The organism is Stenomitos rutilans (assembly GCF_059505485.1).
On record NZ_JCACKR010000159.1, the window covers coordinates 11,901 to 31,864 of the forward strand.

Genomic DNA, 19,964 nt, shown 5'->3' on the forward strand with positions numbered 1-19,964 from the left:
CTCTACTGTTGACTCACTCTAAGTCAAAGCGACGTAGATGCTCACATGCAATGCTGAAAAGGCTGACGTATCTTACCGATAAAAGGTGCCTTCGAGTGGTGGAAATGGTTGGCAGTGGCAACCCCTGATTTCTTTCTATACCATTCATGCCTCTTTGTATAATTCAGAAGACTTCTTACAGAGAGCGTCCTTTGCTATGCCAAACTCGCTGCTGATCGCTAAGGTTATTGCCGCCGATCGCCCTTATGTTTGCAGCCTCTTACCTGCAATGGCTAACCGTCATGGGTTGATTGCAGGTGCTACAGGTACGGGTAAAACGGTGACGCTGCAAGTGCTTGCCGAGCGCTTTAGCCAGATTGGGGTGCCCGTCTTTATGGCGGATATTAAGGGCGATTTGTCCGGTTTGAGTCAGCCAGGAAGCGGCACGCCAAAGTTGCGCGATCGCCTTCAAACGTTACGACTAACCGATTTTCAGTTTGCCAGCTACCCCGTCGAATTTTGGGATGTGTTCGGTGAACAGGGGCATCCGCTACGTACTACCATTTCTGAAATGGGACCGCTGTTGCTGGCTCGTCTGCTGAATCTCAACGAAACGCAGTCAGGTGTTCTTCAGATTACATTTACCATTGCTGACGACATAGGTCTGTTGCTGCTGGATCTCAAAGATCTGCGATCGCTCATGCAGTTTGTGGGCGACAACGCCAAAGATTTTAAGACTACCTATGGCAACATCTCAGCGGCTAGTGTTGGAGCCATTCAGCGAGGACTGCTGACCTTAGAGCAACAGGGGGGCGATCGTTTTTTTGGCGAACCGTCACTTAATTTGATGGATTTGCTTCAAACCGATGCCAGGGGTTACGGCATCATCAATATTCTTGCTGCCAACAAACTGGTGCAGTCTCCCAAACTCTACGCTACCTTTCTGCTCTGGCTGCTGTCTGAGCTTTTTGAGCAACTGCCAGAAGTAGGTGATCTGGAGCAACCAAAACTCGTGTTCTTCTTTGATGAGGCGCATCTGTTGTTCGCCGATGCCCCCAAAGCGTTGCAAGAAAAGCTTGAACAGGTTGTCCGCTTGATTCGCTCTAAAGGTATTGGCATTTACTTTTGCACCCAAAATCCGTTGGATGTGCCATTAAAAGTGCTGGGGCAACTGGGTAATCGGGTACAGCATGCGCTACGAGCCTTTACACCGCTGGATCAAAAAGCAGTCAAAGCGGCCGCGACAACGTTTCGCCCTAACCCATCCGTGAACGTTGAACAGTCGATCGTAGAACTAGGCGTTGGTGAAGCGCTGGTTTCCTTTCTGGATGAGCAAGGAGCGCCAACGATGGTTGAGCGTGCGTTTGTCTTGCCACCCCAGAGTCATATTGGCGCGATCGACCCGCAACAGCGCGACCAAACCATCCACAGTTCAGTGCTGTATGGGCATTACGAAGCCGTAGAAGATCGCGAATCCGCCTACGAACGGTTGCAGCAGAAAGCCGCCTCAGCCGCTCAAGCGATCGCGATGACTGAGGCGGAAAAGCTAGCGGCAAAAGAACGGCAATTGGCTGAAAAAGAGGCGATTCAAGCCCAGAAACAGGCTGAAAAAGCAGCAGCAGCGCAAGCCAGGGAAGACGCACGGATTGCACGTGAACGCGAAAAATTTCTCATCAACATGGCTGGAACCGCTGCCCAGGCGCTAGGCGGCTCCAAAAGTAAGAGCATTGTGCGGGGAGTGCTGGGCGGCATTCTCGGCACCAGACGACACTAGCAGTCCTTACAGGCTTTGTAAGAAACAACCTTGCTGGCAGACGTGACTAGACTATTGTTGGTTGTATAGCCCGTTGGGCATTCAAGAAAAGTTGTTGGTTGTTAGAAGCTGGCAGAAAGCAGGTGAGAGGCGAGAGGTGTCAGAACTAACTAACCTCAAACCTCTTTGTGACTTCAAACTCAAAACTCAAAACTTCTACCTGCCCCCTGCCCGCTGATCGCCCTTCAACTCAAAACTTCTACACAAGCTACTAAAGCTGATTTGTTAGCCTCCACTGCCCTTTGCCTTATAGCCAAGCTTGATCAAAAACTCAACGACTTTTTGTTTGTGGTCGCCTTGAATCTCAAGTTCATTCTCTTTCACAGTTCCACCCGCCCCACAGTGGGCTTTGAGCTTTTTGAGGATATCTGCAAGCGTCTCTGAACTGGCTTGGAACCCGCGCACGATCGTGACTGTTTTGCCCTTTCGCCCAGCACGAGAAGCTTCTACTCTCAAGTGTTGCTGGTTGGGTGGCAAGTCTGGCACTGCTCGCTTGAGAGCTTCTGCATGGTCAGTGTGACCAAATTCAGAATAGACAACCCGCCCTTTGTCGGCAGGATTCGGTGGCGTTTGGTTAGAAGGGCGGTGTTTGGAAGACATGAGGCGCGAACAGAGCAATGATTGCAGAGGGCCGATTATCATCTTAGCGGCAACCGTTGCGATCGACCGTGAGAATCCTGTACTCCCAACAAAAACCCCAGCACGAGGCTGGGGGATACTTCTTCGAGGTCGTTTTGACAGCATGTCTAGGAAGAAGCCTGGGTCGGAGCACTTCAGAAGGCGCTCGAAAAATCATGGATTAGATAAGGAAGCCCCAGGGATGGGTCTGGGGCGAATCTCTGTTGGCTATGCGGACGATCGCTGAATGAATGAGCGAAGCAGAATGGCTCGAATCATGCGATCACGCTCGTACTGCATAACGATGCTTTTAGATGACCTTGCTCCAGGAACGCGATCAGGGCCAAGTTGAGAGCGGTTGTACAAGATCAAACCAGAGGAAAGTCGGTCAAAAACCAGCTTTTATACAGGGCAACCCAAAAGATTGATGCTTCGGGCATGAAAGTAGCTTAGGACGGTTGCTCTCCAAATACCTTCCTTTGTTGTGCACATCACTTTCCACATTTGGAAAGACGGTGGTGCTGTGCCTCAGGTCTTGGTCTGCATCCTGTGATCTTTCAGCCCTTTAACGCTCATCGACCATTGCACGATCGCCCTAAAACAAGTGCTCCGCTTGCCAGTTGGTAGATACCATCCACTTCAGCCATGACTTCTTCTGAGGACGGGAGAGCCTTGTCTAAGTGAGCTTCTGGCGTGGTTTGCGGAGCCTCTGCGCTCGGATTGATGGCCTCTCCTGGTGTAGTGGTGCCTCCTGGCGTAGTGGTGTAGGTGGGGAACGGTGCTGTGGCTAAATCATCTGGTTGATTTGGCAAGCCGCCTGCTCCTGTAACGATGAAGCTGCCTTGACGAGCACTACGCGCGATGCAGCTATGGGCGATGAGCCTGCTTGTATCAATCACCTCGGTTGGCAAAGGAGTTACGCTGGGCTGAAGGGTGACTTCTGGCAGCGTCACGGTTCCAGCTCGAAGCCTACCACTGGCATTGACATCTACCTGGTTATTGCCGTCTAGAGTTTCTGTATTGCTGGTTGCATTGGGTTGATAGCGAAAGCCAAAAAAAGCAGGCGTTCTCAAGGTAATGGTGCCGCCACTGCCATCGCGGGAAAACGCCAGAATGTCACTGTCATCTAGTGCCACGATCGCCCGTGCGCTCAGGGTGATATTGCCACCCCCACCCGCACCACTCAAGACGCTCGTGGTGAGGTCACTGTCGCCCTGTAAACCAATGAAGCGAGCCGCGATCGCAATGTTGCCGCCTGCCGATTGCGTCGCGCTGGTTAAGATCTGACCGTCTTGTACTAGCAGAAGATTCCGCAGGCGAATGGCAATATTTCCAGCGGTTCCTTTTCCCATGCTTTCGGCAGAAATGGTTGCACCATCTTGCAAGTAGAGCGATCGCGCAGCAAGATTGATATCACCACCATTACTTAGAGAATCCGTCGCGCTAAAAAGGCCACTTAGCAGATTAGTTACAGCACTTTTACCTGTAATGCGAACATCATCCAAGATGTTGACGTTTAGCGTGCCCGCCGAGAAGCTTTGATCAGGTTTATCTGTGGGAAACCGCCTGCCCACTACAAACTGTGCCCCATTTGTTAGGGTCAACGATCGCGCTGTAAATGTGATGTCGCTGGTGCCAATTGCATTAAAGCTTATACGGCTAAAAATGCCGCTAGGAAAGCCATCTGAGCCAGCACCATCAAACAAAGCTGCACCTGTAATGTTGATGTTGACAGTGGCAGTTTTACCGCGTCCTAGCGTACTAGAGGCAATCACAGCCCCATTTGTCACAGCAAGTGAGTCAGCGGTGAAGTTAATCTGTCCACTATTGCCTTTCCCAATAGTGGATACGCTACTGAAGATGCCGCTCGAAAAAACACCTGTCGTCCCGTCATTACGCAGGAAAACTGTTCCCCCATCTATAGTGACAGGACCAACAATTTGCAGGTTGATGTCACCAGCATTTCCCTGTCCGAAGGTGCTAGCAACCAGTGCAGCGCCGTTATCGAGAGAGAGCGATCGGGCGCTGAGACTAATGCCACTACTATTGCCGATCGCTTTCTCACCAATGAAGCTATAGATGCCGCCAGGATCGGCGAGTTGGCCTGGCGGGGTGCCTTTGAGCTGAACAGCATTGGACACTTGAATCGCAATTTTACCGGCATCACCCCGCCCATAGGTACTGGCATCGAGCGCTGCGCCGCCTGCCAACAAGAGATTTTGTGCTGTAATGTTAATGCCACCACTGCTGCCAATGGCCTTGCCCTGCACACCGCTGTAAGCACCGCTGGGAAACTGGTCAATGGCACTAACACCCACAAAGCGTACATCTCGGTTGACATTAATCGTAACGCTGCCTGCGTTGCCTTTGCCCAGTGTATTTGCAGTCAACAGCGCACCATTTGTCACGGCCAACGAATCGGCAAAGATGTAGATACCACCACTGTTACCTGTGGCACCTTCATTTACACGGCTAAAGGTGCCACTGTACTGCCTATTAGGAGCTTCACCGTCAAAGGTAACAGCACCTTGAGATCGAATCGTGACCGTTCCCCCGTTGCCCTTCCCAAACGTGCTAGCGTTCACCTGTGACCCCTCTTTGATCAGCACAGAACCAGCCACAATGTTGACATTGCCACTATCACCCTCCCCCAGGGTTGAGTTGGCAATAAAGCTGCCCTCCGTCAGGGTGACAGCACCGGGAACGTCAAGGTCGATATCACCTGCCTTGCTTCCTGGTGAGCCTTCACCGAGAGCAATACCGCCTCGCAGGATGCTTCTGTTTGCCATGCTGAAGTTTTGAGCATGAATGCCGATGCTGCCGCCTGACCGGACGTTGGCTTCTGATTGATTGATGAGCGTTACGTCTGCTAGTGATCGATCGGTTGCGCCAAAGCTCAAGTGCAGCTTATCGCCGCTGCCATCTAGCTCAACCACTCCCTTTCCTACCAATCCTCCTAGCTCAATGCGCCCATTTGAAGCCAGTAACGCACCCTGATTAAGCAAAACATTCCCACCGACAAGTGCCAAACTTTGGCCGGGTGGCACCTGTAACCTGGCTTGACTGATAATCGACTGGTTGGCGAGCTGATTGAAGAGTAGCGCTGATGGATTGACTGTGAGCAACGGCGGTGCTTCGGGATTGGTGGCGCTGTAAACACCCTGGCTACCGAACTGCATCGCGCTGGCAGTGGTTGCGAGAAACGTACCGCCTAGATTAAGAGCGGCATTGGGGCCAAAAAGAATCCCACTGGGATTGATTAAAAAGAGATTGGCTGTCCCGTTAGCTCGGATTAACCCGTTAATGCTTGAGCGTTGCCCACCCGTCACACGGCTAATAATATTCGTGATGTTTGCTGCGTTGTTAAAAAGTGCGGCTTGCCCCTGCGTAAGAGAGAATTGCTCAAAACTGTGAAAGAGATTGCGATCGCGAACGGCCCCACCGTTGATCTGAAAGAGAGGGCCTGGAGATATCTGCGATCGTTCTCCCGGCGGGAGGGTAGTATCGGGTACAACCTGCGCCAACGCACGATCGTTCAGGCCCACAAAGCAAAGCAACACAAGCTGGTAGCACAGCCCGTGGCACAACAAATGCAACCACCACGATCGTTCAGCCATCCTCAATCGACCTCCAATACCAACCGTTCGACCCAACGCCTCTCATCGCGTCTTACCGCATAACGAGGCAAGACATTGACTATCATTAACATCCCAGCTAGATTGCTGGCATCAGCATGAAGTTCTAAAGGAATATAGCCCTCGATTACATGAATTTACGGGATAGCCCAGTTAACTTTGATGAGTCTTGAGCATTAAGCCTGTTGATCGAGCCTAAGCTTGAGACGTGGTTAACTTGCTGAGGCATCTTGTTCAGAACCAATTCGTCATGGCTAACTTATCCAAAAAGCATTGTCGAGTACCTGTACGATTCGCTCTCTCGCAGAAGTTTGTCACAAAACTCGTATGGTCCTGTGTTGGGAAGGTGTGTCGTTAGTATGTAAAAGGTCTGTTGCGATCGGCTTGCCCCAAAAATGGCAATTCTTGAAGCGATGGCGCACTTTGACAGCCATAGCGTGAGCTGTTTTGTGTTCTGTTCTCATAGTGGCAAGTTTCGTTTGACGGCTCGTTGTCTAACGTTCATAATCTAGCGTCCTGCCTGTGCTGCTGTTAAAAATTTGTCTCCTATGCGCCGCTTGAATTCTCTGCACTGCTCAAAAGTGTTGCGCCTCGTTTTGTTTCTTGGAAGCCTGATCGTCTGCCTTTGGTGGGGACAAGTTTTGTTCAACAGTAGAGGGGAGAGCGACAGAGCCATTGCCACTGATACACCTCAGCTCATCCAGACAGGATGGGAGCAGTACCAGAGTGGAGATGTACAGGGCGCAATCGCCCGCTGGCAAACCGCTTTGAATCTTACGGCTGATGCCTCTGAACTCAGAGCGACTGTTTTGAAGTATCTTGTGCGAGCCGATCAGCAAATAGGGGCAATGGATCACGCGATCGCGCACCTGACCCAGCTCATGGCCTATTACCGTCAAACAAGCAACCCTTTACAAGTCGGCAGAATGATGACCGAACAAGCTCAGGTCTATACCAGCCTGGGGCAGCAGCGTAGAGCGATTGCCCTGCTGTGTGGAGAGGTCGATCAACCATGCGGAGGCGAGAGCGCGATCGCGATCGCCCGATCACATGTCGACTCTTCAGGTCAAATTGCGGCTTTTGGGAGCTTGGGAAATGCTTACCGCTTGCGTGGTGACTACGATCAGGCGCTGCACTATCTGGCGCTCACACTAAAGCTGGCCGAACAGATGCACTATCCATCCTACACACTGGCTGCATTGAATGGCTTAGGTAACACGTATACCAACCTGGCACAGCGAGACGATCGTCGTCGCCAGTCGGCTCAACAGTCTGATGACGATGCAGAAGCACAGTCCCTGGCCCAACGTGTAAATTACTATCATCACCAGGCCATTCGCTACTTTGAAGCCAGCGTCAAGACTGCCCGTGCCCAAAAAGATACACAGAACGAACTGCGATCGTTGCTCAACTTGGTGGTGCCGCTACAACATCTTGAGCTAGGGCTGATAGCGGATCAGGATCAGTACCGGGGCGATCGAGACCATCGTTCCAATGGAGGGAGTTTGCCCGCATCTGATCTAACGCCTACTAGTGCACTGCAACAGGCGCAGGCTCTTGTAGAAGGCCTGCCAGCCACTCGTGATAAAGCATATGCAGCCATTCGCCTGGCGACACTAATGCAACTGGTAAGCGCGCAGACGACGCTCGACCCCGCGACCCATTGCGTTAGTGTGAAAGAACCCCTACAAGCGATCGCATGGTTGCAGCAAGCAGCGACGATCGGGCGGCAAATTCAAGATCCTCAATCAGAAGCGTTTGCGCTGGGGCGTTTGGGACACGTGTACGAATGCCGTCAGGACTATGAGCAAGCGCTAGCCCTGACTCAGCAGGCGCAGCTTGTCGCTGCAAACTATGACAGCCGCTATCTGTGGGAATGGCAGTCAGGTCGCCTTTTACGGGCGCAAAATAAGCTTTCCTCAGCGATCGTCGCGTACAGTCTTGCCGTCAAAACGCTACAAACCATTCGAGGTGAGTTAGCGATTGCCAGCCGCGATTTTCAGTTTGACTTTCGCGATACGGTCGAACCCATTTACCGAGAACTCACTGCCCTTTACTTAAACCAGGCAACCAATCAGCAAAAGCAGGCACAGCGTCAACCCGAAAGCGACCAGCGAGATCGTAAAAGCAAAGGTGGGCCTGCTGTCACGTTTGCACCGCTTACAACCGTTGAGTCAGCGCTGGAAACCATTGATCATCTGCGCCTGGCAGAGTTGCAAAATTATCTGGGTGAGGATTGTACCCTCAACACGATTGCCAAGCCGATTACCGTGATTGATCCCAAAACGGCTGTGCTTAGCTCCGTCATTCTCGGTGAACAGGTCGCGGTGATTCTCACCCTGCCTTTGCCAAACCAGCAGTTTCGCTCTCAGGTGCGGTGGTTGCCTGCCAATGCCCAAACCGTTACCACAACCATTAATGATCTGCGTCGTCGGCTAGAAAAACGCTCTGATCTCGCTGGTACCTACCAGGAGCCATCGCAGCAGGTTTACGACTGGCTCATTCGCCCCTTTACTCAGGACTTGCAAGCGGCCCACATTGAAACGCTGGTTTTCATCCAAGACGGCATTTTGCGGAGTGTACCGATGGCAGCACTGTACGATGGCAACCAGTTTTTAGTCGAACAATATGCGATCGCCAGTACTCTCAGCCTGACGCTCATTGATCCCCTGCCGCTCGATCGCGCATCGCTTCGAGTGCTAGGATTTGGCTTAACAAAACCAGCGACAGTAGACGGCCCAACCTTCTTTGCACCGCTCAGCTACGTTAAAGGTGAGATTGACAACATTGAGGCCGCAATTCCTGGCAGTAAAGGGCTACTGGATGATGCGTTTACCCTCGATCGTGTGCAGCAAGAACTGACGCACAATGCTTATCCAATCGTACATCTAGCTACTCATGCTCGCTTTGGCATTGATGCACGCGATACGTTTTTGGTGACAGGCAAGAAAGTGAGAGAGGGGAGAGGGGAGAAGGGAGAGGCCTATGGCAAAACCGAACCCACTCAACCTTCAACGCCAATGCCAGCCTTTAACGAAAAGCTCACGATGAATGCGCTGTACCAGATGCTGCGCTCAGTTGGTCAGGAAAGAGTACTGGAGTTATTGACCTTGACGGCCTGCGAGACTGCCGTGGGGAGCGATCGCGATGCGCTGGGTATTGCAGGCATCTCGCTTCAAGCGGGTGCAAAGAGTGCCGTTGCCTCACTCTGGCAGGTAGATGATGCCGCCACCGCGCAACTGATTACCCATTTCTACCAGGCCCTTAAACAAGGTATGAGTCGGGCAAAAGCGCTGCAAACGGCTCAAAAAACCTGGCTCCAGCAGCACTCAGGCGATCGCCACCATCCTGGCTACTGGGCAGCGCTGATTCTAGTCGGTAATTGGCTTTAAGGGGTTGCTTGTCTTGTGGGGAGGGTGCTACAAGCACACAGGGAGATCATTTTTTGAAACGCGCCTTACCGCTCGCTCGTCAGCCCGTATCGTGAAAAAGTAAACAAGCTGTTCTTTGTCAATCAGGCTGCGATCGCTAAATACGCTGCCGATCGACCAGACAGAACAAGTTGTGTGAGGAAGACCATGAAAACGGGTTTAACAATGTTGCTGGGAGTCAGTATTGGTATCGCTGGCTTGAATGCTGCAATCGCCCCTGTAGAGGCAGTACAGATGGACGCGATCGCGCAAACTGATGGAGCAATGATCAAACCATCTCAACCCCCATTTGCGGATGCTGAATGGCTGCTAGAAGATTTGAACGGGACGGGAGTTGTTGATAATCTGCAAACAACACTTCAGTTTGATGGGCGCGATCGCCTCTCTGGACAAGGCGGTTGCAATCGCTACATGGCCCAGGCGCATCTAATGGGTCGCCGCTTTACGGTAGGCGCGATCGCCTCGACTAAAAGGCTTTGCCCGCCTGCGGTAATGGATCAAGAAAATCGGTACTTTCAAGCCCTTCAAAACGCTGAGCGGGTCACATTGGAAGGCCCTTATCTGTTGGTCTACAGTCAAGGCACAAAGACCCCGCTACGGTTTACTCGCTTGACAGCAGCTCAGCCTGCTAATGAAACCCTGGTCACTTTTCAGGGACGACGTAACGCCGTGCGGGTATTCACCCAGGATGGACAAACGCGCCTGAATGTTTACGACAAGCGCGATCGCATCACCTGGATTCAAGGCACTCCCGTTAAAACTGAGCAAACCCCTGAAGGCACTCGCTATATCAATGTGGCTAGCGAAGCGTCCCTCATCGTTTTTGTGCCAACGACAGGTAAGGAACCAACGCTCACCATCAACAGTAAAGTCGATCGCTAATTTCTCAGACAACTTTAGCGTCAAGCGGTTGATGCTATTTTCAGGTCAGGCGCTTTCCAAAGGCTGGGATTTTAAGATTCGATCGACTTGCCAAATCTCCCCCTGTTGGTTGACGCAAAATCACGATGGCTCTGATTGACTAAGCGAAGACTGGCACTATGCTTTCATGCTTGAGATCAATGTCTACACTGCTGTGCGGCCAAAGACATAGATGTATTAAGTCAAGTATGAGCCAGCTTTCAGCAGCGATATTCCAGCATTAAAATTTGGGAGATGGGATCTATGACTGTTGCAACTTCAGTACAGCCGCAACCTCTCAGTAGCAAAGAACTTCAGGCTATTCATGCGTATTGGCGTGCTGCAAATTATCTTTCAGTCGGCCAGATCTATTTGCTTGACAATCCGCTGCTACAAGAACCCCTCAAATTGGAGCATGTCAAGCCAAGACTACTGGGGCATTGGGGGACAACACCAGGATTGAATTTCGTTTACGCCCATCTCAATCGGGTCATTAAAGCCCAGGCTCTAGACGTGATTTACATCGCTGGCCCAGGGCATGGCGGCCCTGGGATGGTGGCAAACACCTATTTAGAAGGCACGTATAGCGAACTGTATCCCAACATTCCGCAAGATGCTGGAGGAATCAAAAGTCTGTTTAAGCAATTCTCGTTTCCTGGTGGTATTCCTAGCCATGCCGCTCCCGAAACGCCTGGGTCGATCCACGAAGGGGGTGAATTAGGGTATGCACTGGTACATGCTTATGGTGCGGCCTTTGATAATCCTGATCTCATTGTCGCGTGTGTGGTTGGCGATGGCGAAGCGGAAACAGGCCCACTAGCGACCAGTTGGCATTCCAATAAATTTCTCAATCCTGCGCGTGATGGGGCTGTTTTGCCCATTCTGCACCTCAACGGGTACAAGATTGCAAATCCAACGGTGCTGGCTCGGCTCCCACAGCACGAGTTAGAAAGTTTGTTTGTGGGGTATGGCTACAAGCCCTATTTCGTGGAAGGCTCTGATCCTGAAGCAATGCATCAGTTGATGGCTAGTACGCTTGATACCATCATTGCTGAGATTAAAAGCATTCAGCGAGAGGCGCGGGTACATGGCTTTCAGCAACGATCGCCCTTCCCCATGATCATCTTGCGATCGCCCAAAGGCTGGACAGGCCCTAAAGAGGTGGATGGTAAGAAAACAGAAGGCTATTGGCGATCGCATCAAGTGCCCCTGGCAGAAATGGCAAGCCATCCAGAGCATGTGCAACTGCTAGAAACCTGGATGAAGAGCTACAAACCAGAGGAACTCTTTGATGAGCAGGGAAGGCTGATGCCTGAATTGGTGGAACTTGTGCCAGAGGGCGATCGACGCATGGGTGCCAATCCTCACGCAAACGGCGGCCTCTTACTTCGAGATCTCCATCTACCGCCATTCCGCAACTATGGGTTTGAGGTCAAAAATCCTGGCACTGAGATGGCAGAATCGACGCGTATTCTGGGGCAATTTCTGCGGGATGTCATGCAGGCGAACCTGGAGAGCCGTAATTTTCGGATGATGAGTCCAGATGAAAACAACTCCAATCGGCTCAATGCAGTACTTGACGTAACCGATCGAGTGTCTACGGCCGAGATCCTGTCAGATGATGATCACATTGATCCATCCGGGCGGGTGATGGAAGTTTTAAGCGAACATATGTGCCAGGGCTGGCTCGAAGGGTACTTGCTGACGGGGAGACACGGGTTTTTCTCCTGCTACGAAGCGTTTATCCACATTGTCGATTCCATGTTTAACCAACACGCCAAGTGGTTAGAAAGCTGCATGGATATCACCTGGCGCAGACCGATCGCCTCCCTCAACTACCTGCTAACCTCCCATGTCTGGCGGCAAGACCACAACGGGTTTAGCCATCAAGACCCGGGGTTTATCGATGTCGTGACGAACAAAAAAGCAAAAGTCGTGAGGGTGTATCTACCACCCGATGCGAATACATTGCTTTCGGTAGCCGATCACTGCCTTCGGAGTCGTCAGTATGTCAACGTGATTGTCGCAGGCAAGCAGCCCGAATTGCAGTGGCTGGATATGGATGCAGCGGTGAAACACTGCACGGCTGGTTTAGGCATTTGGGACTGGGCCAGTAACGATCAGGGTAGCGAACCCGATGTGGTGATGGCCTGTGCAGGGGATGTGCCAACTCTAGAGACGCTGGCAGCAGTTGACTTTTTGCGATCGCACTTTCCCGACCTCAAAATGCGGGTCGTCAACGTGGTCGATTTGATGACGCTTCAGCCACCTAGCGAACATCCACACGGCATCTCTGGTTGGGACTTCGACTCTATTTTCACCACAGACAAGCCCATCATTTTTGCGTTTCATGGCTATCCCTGGCTGATCCATCGTCTCCTCTACAAACGCACCAACCACAACAACCTGCATGTGCGTGGGTACAAGGAAGAAGGCACCACCACTACCCCATTTGACATGGTTGTGTTGAATGACCTTGATCGCTTTCACCTCGCCCAGGATGTGATCGATCGTGTTCCTAAACTGAGCAAAATCGGTGCTTACGCCAAACAGCACATTCGCAACAAGCTGATCGAACACAAACACTACGTCACGACCTACGGCAAAGACATGCCCGAAGTGGAGCATTGGACGTGGCAAGCGTATAGCGGTGCCGTTAAACCTACTCAAACGGAGGCAAGCGCTGCTTCTGAAGGGGGTAGTGCGCCATCGCAGCAGGGAGGGGAAGGGACTGCCAGTTCACGAGCTTGACCTGCGCGTTGCCTTAAAGGGGCTGAAAAGATTGGAATGTGTTTTAACCTTTCGCCACGCTTCTTTCCCACCCGTGATTGAAATCCGGGCTAATAGCATGAGGTCCACTAAAGGGACTGCAAGCTGCCTTGAGTCCCTTTAGTGTAATTGGTTTTATGAGCACGAACTTACAGTTCAGCGCGGATGAGCAACGCAGCAAAGAAGTCTTAAAACACGCTCTAGGTGGCTGAAAAGCTTAGGAACCCGGTAGATCACTCTACCGGGTTCCTAAAGTTGTGAACGTTATTGATGCTGCAACAGTCTAACGAATGTACTCTTTCAAGACACTATTGCGGTTAGGATGACGGAGCTTACGAAGTGCCTTGGCTTCGATCTGGCGAATGCGCTCACGAGTCACGTTGAAAATCTGACCGATCTCTTCCAACGTTTTCATGCGGCCATCATCCAAACCGTACCGCAGCCGCAACACATCGCGCTCACGAGGGCTGAGAGTATCCAGAACACTTTCCAGATCTTCGCGCAGCAGATTTTTAGACACCTGATCTTCAGGGGTTTCACCATCAGATTCGATGAAGTCGCCCAAGCGAGAGTCTTCTTCTTTGCCGATCGGCGTTTCTAGCGAAATGGGCAACTGAGCAGACTTGGCAATAAACCGCAGTTTCTCGATGGTCATCTCCATCCGAGTTGCAATTTCTTCTTCCGTCGGCTTGCGCCCCATTTCTTGCGAGAGAAGCTTGGTGGTCTTCTTGATGCGCGAAATGGTTTCGTAGAGGTGAACAGGCAGGCGAATTGTGCGCGACTGATCGGCGATCGCGCGGGTAATGGCCTGACGAATCCACCAGGTGGCGTAGGTCGAGAACTTATAACCCTTCTCGTGGTCAAACTTCTCTGCCGCACGAATCAGACCCAGACTGCCTTCCTGAATCAAGTCCTGGAATGACAGACCCCGGTTCATGTATTTCTTGGCGATCGACACCACCAGTCGCAAGTTAGACTGCACCATCTTGTCTTTGGCGCGGCGACCCAAGTGCAAGCGATGACGAAACGCCGAGAGCGGCATATTCACCGCATTAGCCCATTCTTTGTCTTGAGGATCACGGTCTAACTGGAGGAGCAAGTCTTCTCGAATGCGCTCTAGCTCAAGCAAATCGGCAATTTTGCGTGCAAGCTCAATTTCCTCATCTGCCCGCAAGAGTCGAATACGCCCAATTTCCTGCAAATACAAGCGAATTGAGTCTTCGGTGTAATGCTTCTTCTTCACTGCTGTCCGGCGACGAGTAGACCGAGCCTTACCAGGCTTACCGTCTTCTTCATCCGTAGCCGCATCTGCCGATTCGTCCCGATCTTCATCCTCAGTGAAGAACCCTAATTCGCTCTCAGGCAAATCGCCAGAGGCATCGCTTAAAAGCTCAATTTCGAGTACGTCGTTGGCCTGGGTCATGCCGCGTTCCTCATGCTCCTTAACTAGAAAAAAATCAGTCAACAGAGAAATTCACATGCAAAACACAAAGTCGAAACAACCAAGATTGATGATTCAACTAAGGTTCTTCATGGGCTTATTGAAATATACTCCCTACCAAAACACATCTTTAGGCAGAGACACCAAATTCCAGAATACAGTAAGCAGAACTTCTGTGAGATGCCTCCGATTGTAGCCTTTCTAACAAAAAGGTGTATATCTTTACCCGGACTTCAGTGCAAAAGTATGGGCAGAGTGCATCGTCACCGTGCTCAAGCCTACTGGTCAAACTATCAGGATTCCATCACAAAACTAGAACACTCCCCTCAAAAAGGCTTTTTGCAAACAGGCAGTTAATGCTTTGAGTTCTAGACATCAGTGCTATGTGTAATCACGATACTTGGACAATGACTGGAATTGAATGTACGCACTACATGGTCAAGGTTTAATCAACGAAGCTGCAATGCCAGTCCCAGACAAATTCTAAAACTGCTTTGCGCTTCAGGCTCCGGATGGAGATGAACCTCTGATAGCTACGTTAACTCAAATACCCTTTGTAGATCATCAAGTTTGCAGGGCAAAATGAATCGTTGCCGAACCCCTCTAAGATACTGAAAAACTACCGAGTGCAATCCTAAACAATTTGCTGAAAGAGTTCAGCGATTCTAACGAATTCTTAAAATTCATTGTGGCTGGGAAGGGGCAATTGAGAGCACCAGAGCAATGGCTAAAACGTTTGATAGCTGGCACGTTCGGCTCACAGCCTGTGGCATTGGCTGCATATTGCCAATCCTTTTTACCTTGCGTACAGCGCTAGCCTTCCTGCTTTTATAACATTTTGTAAACGGAGTCGCGTTGCTTTCTTTGGTTTGGAGGGAGAAAGCGTTTGGTTGCCCACGGCTCAAGCCTGAATAAAACAGCTACTCACGGGCGGAAGGGCGATCGGTAGAGGGTGCCTCTCTTGGAGGATGTAGCATCAGCTCTAAAAGGCCACAAGTGTCAGCCGTTAGCAAAATGCGTCCTGTTGAAGGATGACGCAAGCTAATCCAGAGGCTACAGCTAGTCACAGAACTGCTAAGCACAATGGCCGTATACTGTTGAGCCAGTTTGCAGCCAAGCTGATAGACTTGCGGACGTTTTTGGAGCGTAAATGACTCTAGACGGCAATACAGTTCACTTTGGTGATACATGCCGCAGTGAACACTGCCATTGAACCAAAAATTAAACGTAAAGATCTGATCCTCGTTAATTACTAAGGGCAACACAAGCACGACCTATAGAAAAACGGCTGAGTAGGCAGATCAAATTGTTTGTAGGATGGGTAGAGCAGAGCGAAACTCATGCAGACGTAAAGCTTTTCCTTTGGAACGCTTCGTGAAGGGCATGGCTACGCTAAAGGTTTCATTCTATTGCTACGCAACGCTTACGTAACAGCCCAACCTACATCATCTTCCATTTAATTGTGCCCACCTACTGACGTGATTCGACAACCTGCTTTCCAGTATGGGTTGAAGGGCTTGGTAACCAAACGTTACTCAAGAAATAGTGACAAAGAAATAATGGCAGAAAAGCAATGTTATGGTGCAACGTCCGTGTGCGATCGCCCGTTCTGTCTACTAGCTAGCCGTTCTTGCCAAAGTTGATCGATCGTGACGAAGCGATAGCCTTGTGCCAGAAGTAAAGGTAGCAATTGCGCGACGGTTTCGGCTACATCGGCCCCACCATGAGCACCATCGTGCAGCACAATAATGGAGCCGTTTCTCACCTGTTGCAGAATACGTTGTACAACCTTGGTTGCACCTGGTCTAACCCAGTCTTCAGGCACGACACTCCACATGACAGGGCGATACTGCCATTGCTGAAGCAGCGTCAGGGTGTGAGGGGTAAAGAGACCGTAAGGTGGTCGAACGTCGCGCACACTTGTTGAGGGAAGCTGGCAAGTTTGGGTGATTTCGGCCTGGGTTTGAGCCAGCGTTTGCTGGAGTGCTGCTGCCGAAAGGAGGGGAAACGAGCGATGGTCGTATCCATGTAGCCCAAGCCAGTGGCCTTGCTCGAAGATAGCGCGGGCAACAGTGGGCGATCGCTGTACACAGGCTCCTAACCAAAAGAAGCTAGCGGTGACACCGTAACGTTCTAAGGTTTCTAGGAGTGGGGGCGTGTAGCGAGGATGAGGCCCATCGTCAAAGGTCAGAGCGATCGTAGGGCGAGACTCGTCTCCAGACCACAAACAGTGAGGGAACAGTGGTTTGAGCGCTTGATACAGCAGCGGATAGGCAGGAGCGAAGGACATCACGTTATGCTATACCGCCAGACAAAATGCTTGGCGAGTATGCGCCGATTGCACTAACGATGACAACACTTCACTGCTTAACGGATAGACCAGAAAGCCATCAAAACCAGGATTTTCCTCTTGATGCATCCACCGGGGTGCATGAAAATCAGTCAAGGCAACAAATGTGGTGCGATAGGTGCTGGCGTAAGCACGCAAGTCTTGAAGTAGGGCATGAGACCAGTTTTGATGATCACCAGTCAAAATAATGAGAAACGGCGGCTGACGAGTGAGTTGAGCAAGCGCTTCCTCTTCCGAACCTGCACTCGTCACAGAGTAACTGGAGCAACGAAGCAACGATGCCAGCACATGCACCTCACGGGGCTGCTTCGCCAATAGAAGAATATCGCTCGATGGTGATTGCATAGTGCAAAACGGCAGGCTGTTTGCCCATATCAGAAAGAATCTTGTCCAGGGAAGAACTTAACGCTGGAATTCAATATACCGTCTCTCAAGAGATTAGCTTGACAAGCGAAATCGCTGAAATCTTTTTGCTAATTCCTTTTGACGCTCTTTTGCTTGATTGCAGCGCTTCCATTTTTCTTAGTCTTTACCTTACTCTCAATAAAGGTTTTGAAACATTTCTTAGAATGGATACGATAAATTGTGATTTAAAACAACGCCTCTAATGGCTAGAGTAGCTTTTCCGTGAGTGTTTCTCTAGTTTCAGGTGCTGTACAAGAGTGGCTGTTTCTTACTTAACCTTACGCTTGATACAAGGCAAAGATTTCTACTTGAAAGTTTAGAATTTCCGGCTTGCTCACAGATTGTTTAACTGACAATCTTTAGAATTAATTCCAATTTCCGACTATCTTCTGTAAGCAAGCCGCCATGTTTCAGGAGGCGATCGCCACCCGCTTGAGCCAATATTTCTTTGCTCCATCCTTTAACGCTTCGAGGATAGCTATGATGACCACAAAGCCTGTTAATACTGTTATCGGTGTTGTACTGACAATAGCTTTAGCTGGTTGTACCAGGCTCACCACCGATCGCTACGAGGCGACGGCACTCACTCGCTATACGTGGCAAGTGTCGTACAGTGCCGATCCAACCCATACGCGAGGGCAACGCTTTGAAGCCTTTAGCTCGACTACGTTGCTGAACCAGAATGGTCAAAACCCTGTAGACGCGGTAACAGGGCCAGACGATCGTGGCTTGTGGTGGGCTGCCCTACCGCCACGCCCTACGATGGAGTCGATCGAGCGGCGGCAGCAACCGTTAGAGCAACCAGATACACCTCAGTTGATTAAGCAAGTAGACTATCGCCTCAGCTTTCAGCGCAAGGGGGCAATGATGACTCTGCCGACCAACTACGATGTCTACCGTGAGGCTGTGAAGGCAAAGCGCATTGGCGCTTCACTAGCGCTGACATTGGGCTTGGGCGATCGCACAGTTGAAAAAGCCGAGCACCGCTGACGTTTGAACCGCACTCAATTGAAATTGAATCACTGTTTGATAGCGATTGTGTTCTATGGTGATAAGCGTGCTTTTTTGAGGCGATTGGCTTCGTACCAGTCAGCGATCGCGGGTACCCACGCTTGAAAATGGGGCCAGATAAATTCACACAGCTTTTGGGCTTCTAACTGAGCATCGAGCTTCCAGCGCAGATCGAGCAGGTGCATGAGCGATCGCACGTTGGCTGACATAACCCAGTGCTGCCGCACATCAAAAGGAATTAAGCCTCTAGCGTGTTCCTCCGAAAAGCCTTGCTGGATGCGATCAGCATAGTGCTGGCAGGCGGTCAAACACCAGTCCACATCTTGTTGGCGCTGCTCCAGCGTGTAGTCGTAGCGCTTGCCCTGGCGATCGGTGTAGGCACCCAAGGGACGTAGGTAAAACACGGCTTCGACGGCTTGCTTTCCAGCAGCCACATCGAGAATCCGCTGACCTGTATAGCGAAATGACTGCACGTCAAAGCTTACGCCCACACGATGCGTCCGGATTTGCTGCATGGTGCTGTGGGGAAACCAGCCGCAGTTGAGAATAATCTGAGGATGTTCGAGTGGCCCATAATGTCCCCGATTGCCAGCCAGCAGATTTTTGACGACGATCTCACCACATTTGGTTTCATCGGGCCACTCAGCGCGATCGTCCCAAACAAAGGCTTCGGCATAGTCCTGATGCATCGCCGCATAAATCGCCTGCTGGGGATTGGGCGTCTGGCTAATAACCGCAACGGTAAAACGATCCATACGTGGAGCACTAGAACTTTAAGCTCTCTAGAATACGAGGTTTGGTCAGCAATAGAGATTTGATTGGAATTTCTTAATGCTCTCAGTAGCGACGTTCTCTGTTACGCCATTATTTCACTACCGACAGCGACTGTAAGACTTGCGTGTAGGTTTCGATGTTCACGGCACGGCACGGCTTCCAACCGCTACTCGCTGTACTGTCTGGTTGCATGCCGCCTGAAATCAGCATTGGGTTTCCTTTAATGCCTAAAAAGCTTACAAGACTCTTGCGATCGTGCAGCTTTTCCGCGTACACCGTTACCAGTCCAAAGCGTGTCCGTACTTGCTTGACTTTTTCTAACCCACGCGGCCCATCTTGAGAGGTTCGGATGCTAAGGCAGGTATTTTGTTCTCCCTGATAGTCGATCGCGTAGCCAGAATCATCATCACCATTCGCATAGCGGCCTGCCTCACCTTCAGCCCGCACTAACCGAAAGCCGACCGGAAGCCTCGTGGGTACAACGACTGGAATCGGAAGCTGAGTGAGCCGAGCTTTTTGCACTGGGGAGAGCAAGTTTCCGGTTGCCTGCGCTAGTAGAACAGCCGCTTTTGGTTTAAGCAAGGGGCCAGTAGTTGAAATGGCGGCAGAGGCGATCACCTCATCTTTGAAGAGCGAGTTGGCGTAACCCAGCTTCGGGGCAAGCGCAACTAGGGTGATCACGAAGGAAGCGCAGGCAGCGGCTTGGTGAGAGCAGCTCATTCGGTTATCCTTTCAATAGCTAAAAATCTATAAGGTAAATGGCAAGAGCCTTGAACAAGGGCAGCACCAAAATTATTCAGTTACCTGTAACACTAACTCGACTTCATACACGCTAAAA

General features: G+C 50.9%; 13 protein-coding genes. 5 read left to right on the top strand and 8 right to left on the bottom strand.

All coding sequences use genetic code 11. From position 1 onward, the window contains the following. The first annotated feature begins 196 nt into the window (after positions 1 to 196). Complete coding sequence (locus AC5JLP_RS31515; RefSeq protein ID WP_496071818.1) at positions 197 to 1,753, top strand: helicase HerA-like domain-containing protein; 1,557 nt, start codon at positions 197 to 199, stop codon at positions 1,751 to 1,753. A gap of 264 nt (positions 1,754 to 2,017) precedes the next feature. Here AC5JLP_RS31515 and AC5JLP_RS31520 read toward each other — a convergent pair whose 3' ends face one another. Both AC5JLP_RS31520 and AC5JLP_RS31525 read right to left on the bottom strand, forming a co-directional pair. Then, the gene (locus tag AC5JLP_RS31520) at positions 2,018 to 2,392 is read right to left on the bottom strand and encodes a translation initiation factor (protein WP_496071819.1); all 375 of its coding nucleotides are present in this window, start codon (positions 2,390 to 2,392) and stop codon (positions 2,018 to 2,020) included. A 590-nt stretch (positions 2,393 to 2,982) separates the two neighbouring features. Beyond that, positions 2,983 to 6,027, bottom strand: a complete 3,045-nt coding sequence (locus AC5JLP_RS31525) for a two-partner secretion domain-containing protein (protein ID WP_496071820.1) — start codon at positions 6,025 to 6,027, stop codon at positions 2,983 to 2,985. 659 nt (positions 6,028 to 6,686) lie between these two features. On the opposite strand from AC5JLP_RS31525, the gene AC5JLP_RS31530 reads away from it, so the two are divergent. From AC5JLP_RS31530 to AC5JLP_RS31540, 3 genes are all read left to right on the top strand, one after another. Continuing rightward, positions 6,687 to 9,437 carry a CHAT domain-containing protein gene (locus AC5JLP_RS31530; RefSeq protein WP_496071821.1) on the top strand — a complete coding sequence of 917 codons (2,751 nt, stop codon included), beginning with the start codon at positions 6,687 to 6,689 and terminating at the stop codon, positions 9,435 to 9,437. A gap of 186 nt (positions 9,438 to 9,623) precedes the next feature. Further along, a complete protein-coding gene (locus tag AC5JLP_RS31535) occupies positions 9,624 to 10,358 on the top strand; it encodes an META domain-containing protein (protein ID WP_496071822.1) in 735 nt (244 codons plus the stop codon). A 282-nt stretch (positions 10,359 to 10,640) separates the two neighbouring features. Further along, on the top strand, positions 10,641 to 13,127 hold the full coding sequence (locus AC5JLP_RS31540) for a phosphoketolase family protein (RefSeq protein WP_496071823.1): 2,487 nt from the start codon (positions 10,641 to 10,643) through the stop codon (positions 13,125 to 13,127). A 301-nt stretch (positions 13,128 to 13,428) separates the two neighbouring features. Here the strand turns inward: AC5JLP_RS31540 and rpoD are convergent, their stop codons facing one another. From rpoD to AC5JLP_RS31560, 4 genes are all read right to left on the bottom strand, one after another. Further along, positions 13,429 to 14,568 (bottom strand): RNA polymerase sigma factor RpoD, encoded by a 1,140-nt coding sequence (gene rpoD / locus AC5JLP_RS31545; protein ID WP_496071824.1) that lies wholly within the window; start codon positions 14,566 to 14,568, stop codon positions 13,429 to 13,431. Positions 14,569 to 15,506: 938 nt separating this feature from the next. Continuing rightward, complete coding sequence (locus AC5JLP_RS31550; protein ID WP_496071825.1) at positions 15,507 to 15,776, bottom strand: hypothetical protein; 270 nt, start codon at positions 15,774 to 15,776, stop codon at positions 15,507 to 15,509. Positions 15,777 to 16,162: 386 nt separating this feature from the next. Further along, positions 16,163 to 16,876 (bottom strand): polysaccharide deacetylase family protein, encoded by a 714-nt coding sequence (locus AC5JLP_RS31555; RefSeq protein ID WP_496071826.1) that lies wholly within the window; start codon positions 16,874 to 16,876, stop codon positions 16,163 to 16,165. A 9-nt stretch (positions 16,877 to 16,885) separates the two neighbouring features. Continuing rightward, a complete protein-coding gene (locus AC5JLP_RS31560) occupies positions 16,886 to 17,281 on the bottom strand; it encodes a response regulator (RefSeq protein WP_496071827.1) in 396 nt (131 codons plus the stop codon). Between the two features lie 540 nt (positions 17,282 to 17,821). On the opposite strand from AC5JLP_RS31560, the gene AC5JLP_RS31565 reads away from it, so the two are divergent. Next, positions 17,822 to 18,331, top strand: coding sequence for a hypothetical protein (locus tag AC5JLP_RS31565; RefSeq protein ID WP_496071828.1), 510 nt, complete (start codon positions 17,822 to 17,824; stop codon positions 18,329 to 18,331). 53 nt (positions 18,332 to 18,384) lie between these two features. Here the strand turns inward: AC5JLP_RS31565 and thyX are convergent, their stop codons facing one another. Further along, complete coding sequence (gene thyX / locus AC5JLP_RS31570) at positions 18,385 to 19,107, bottom strand: FAD-dependent thymidylate synthase (protein ID WP_496071829.1); 723 nt, start codon at positions 19,105 to 19,107, stop codon at positions 18,385 to 18,387. A gap of 109 nt (positions 19,108 to 19,216) precedes the next feature. Further along, on the bottom strand, positions 19,217 to 19,846 hold the full coding sequence (locus tag AC5JLP_RS31575; RefSeq protein WP_496071830.1) for a hypothetical protein: 630 nt from the start codon (positions 19,844 to 19,846) through the stop codon (positions 19,217 to 19,219). Positions 19,847 to 19,964: the final 118 nt, after the last annotated feature.

What these genes read in the sequence shown, in the direction of transcription:
- AC5JLP_RS31525 (WP_496071820.1), bottom strand. Translation starts at nt 6,027, where the DNA reads ATGGCTGAACGATCGTGGTGGTTGCATTTGTTGTGCCACGGGCTGTGC.
- AC5JLP_RS31520 (WP_496071819.1), bottom strand. Translation starts at nt 2,392, where the DNA reads ATGTCTTCCAAACACCGCCCTTCTAACCAAACGCCACCGAATCCTGCC.
- rpoD (WP_496071824.1), bottom strand. Translation starts at nt 14,568, where the DNA reads ATGACCCAGGCCAACGACGTACTCGAAATTGAGCTTTTAAGCGATGCC.
- AC5JLP_RS31560 (WP_496071827.1), bottom strand. Translation starts at nt 17,281, where the DNA reads ATGCAATCACCATCGAGCGATATTCTTCTATTGGCGAAGCAGCCCCGT.
- AC5JLP_RS31555 (WP_496071826.1), bottom strand. Translation starts at nt 16,876, where the DNA reads ATGTCCTTCGCTCCTGCCTATCCGCTGCTGTATCAAGCGCTCAAACCA.
- AC5JLP_RS31565 (WP_496071828.1), top strand. Translation starts at nt 17,822, where the DNA reads ATGATGACCACAAAGCCTGTTAATACTGTTATCGGTGTTGTACTGACA.
- AC5JLP_RS31540 (WP_496071823.1), top strand. Translation starts at nt 10,641, where the DNA reads ATGACTGTTGCAACTTCAGTACAGCCGCAACCTCTCAGTAGCAAAGAA.
- thyX (WP_496071829.1), bottom strand. Translation starts at nt 19,107, where the DNA reads ATGGATCGTTTTACCGTTGCGGTTATTAGCCAGACGCCCAATCCCCAG.
- AC5JLP_RS31515 (WP_496071818.1), top strand. Translation starts at nt 197, where the DNA reads ATGCCAAACTCGCTGCTGATCGCTAAGGTTATTGCCGCCGATCGCCCT.
- AC5JLP_RS31575 (WP_496071830.1), bottom strand. Translation starts at nt 19,846, where the DNA reads ATGAGCTGCTCTCACCAAGCCGCTGCCTGCGCTTCCTTCGTGATCACC.
- AC5JLP_RS31535 (WP_496071822.1), top strand. Translation starts at nt 9,624, where the DNA reads ATGAAAACGGGTTTAACAATGTTGCTGGGAGTCAGTATTGGTATCGCT.
- AC5JLP_RS31550 (WP_496071825.1), bottom strand. Translation starts at nt 15,776, where the DNA reads ATGTATCACCAAAGTGAACTGTATTGCCGTCTAGAGTCATTTACGCTC.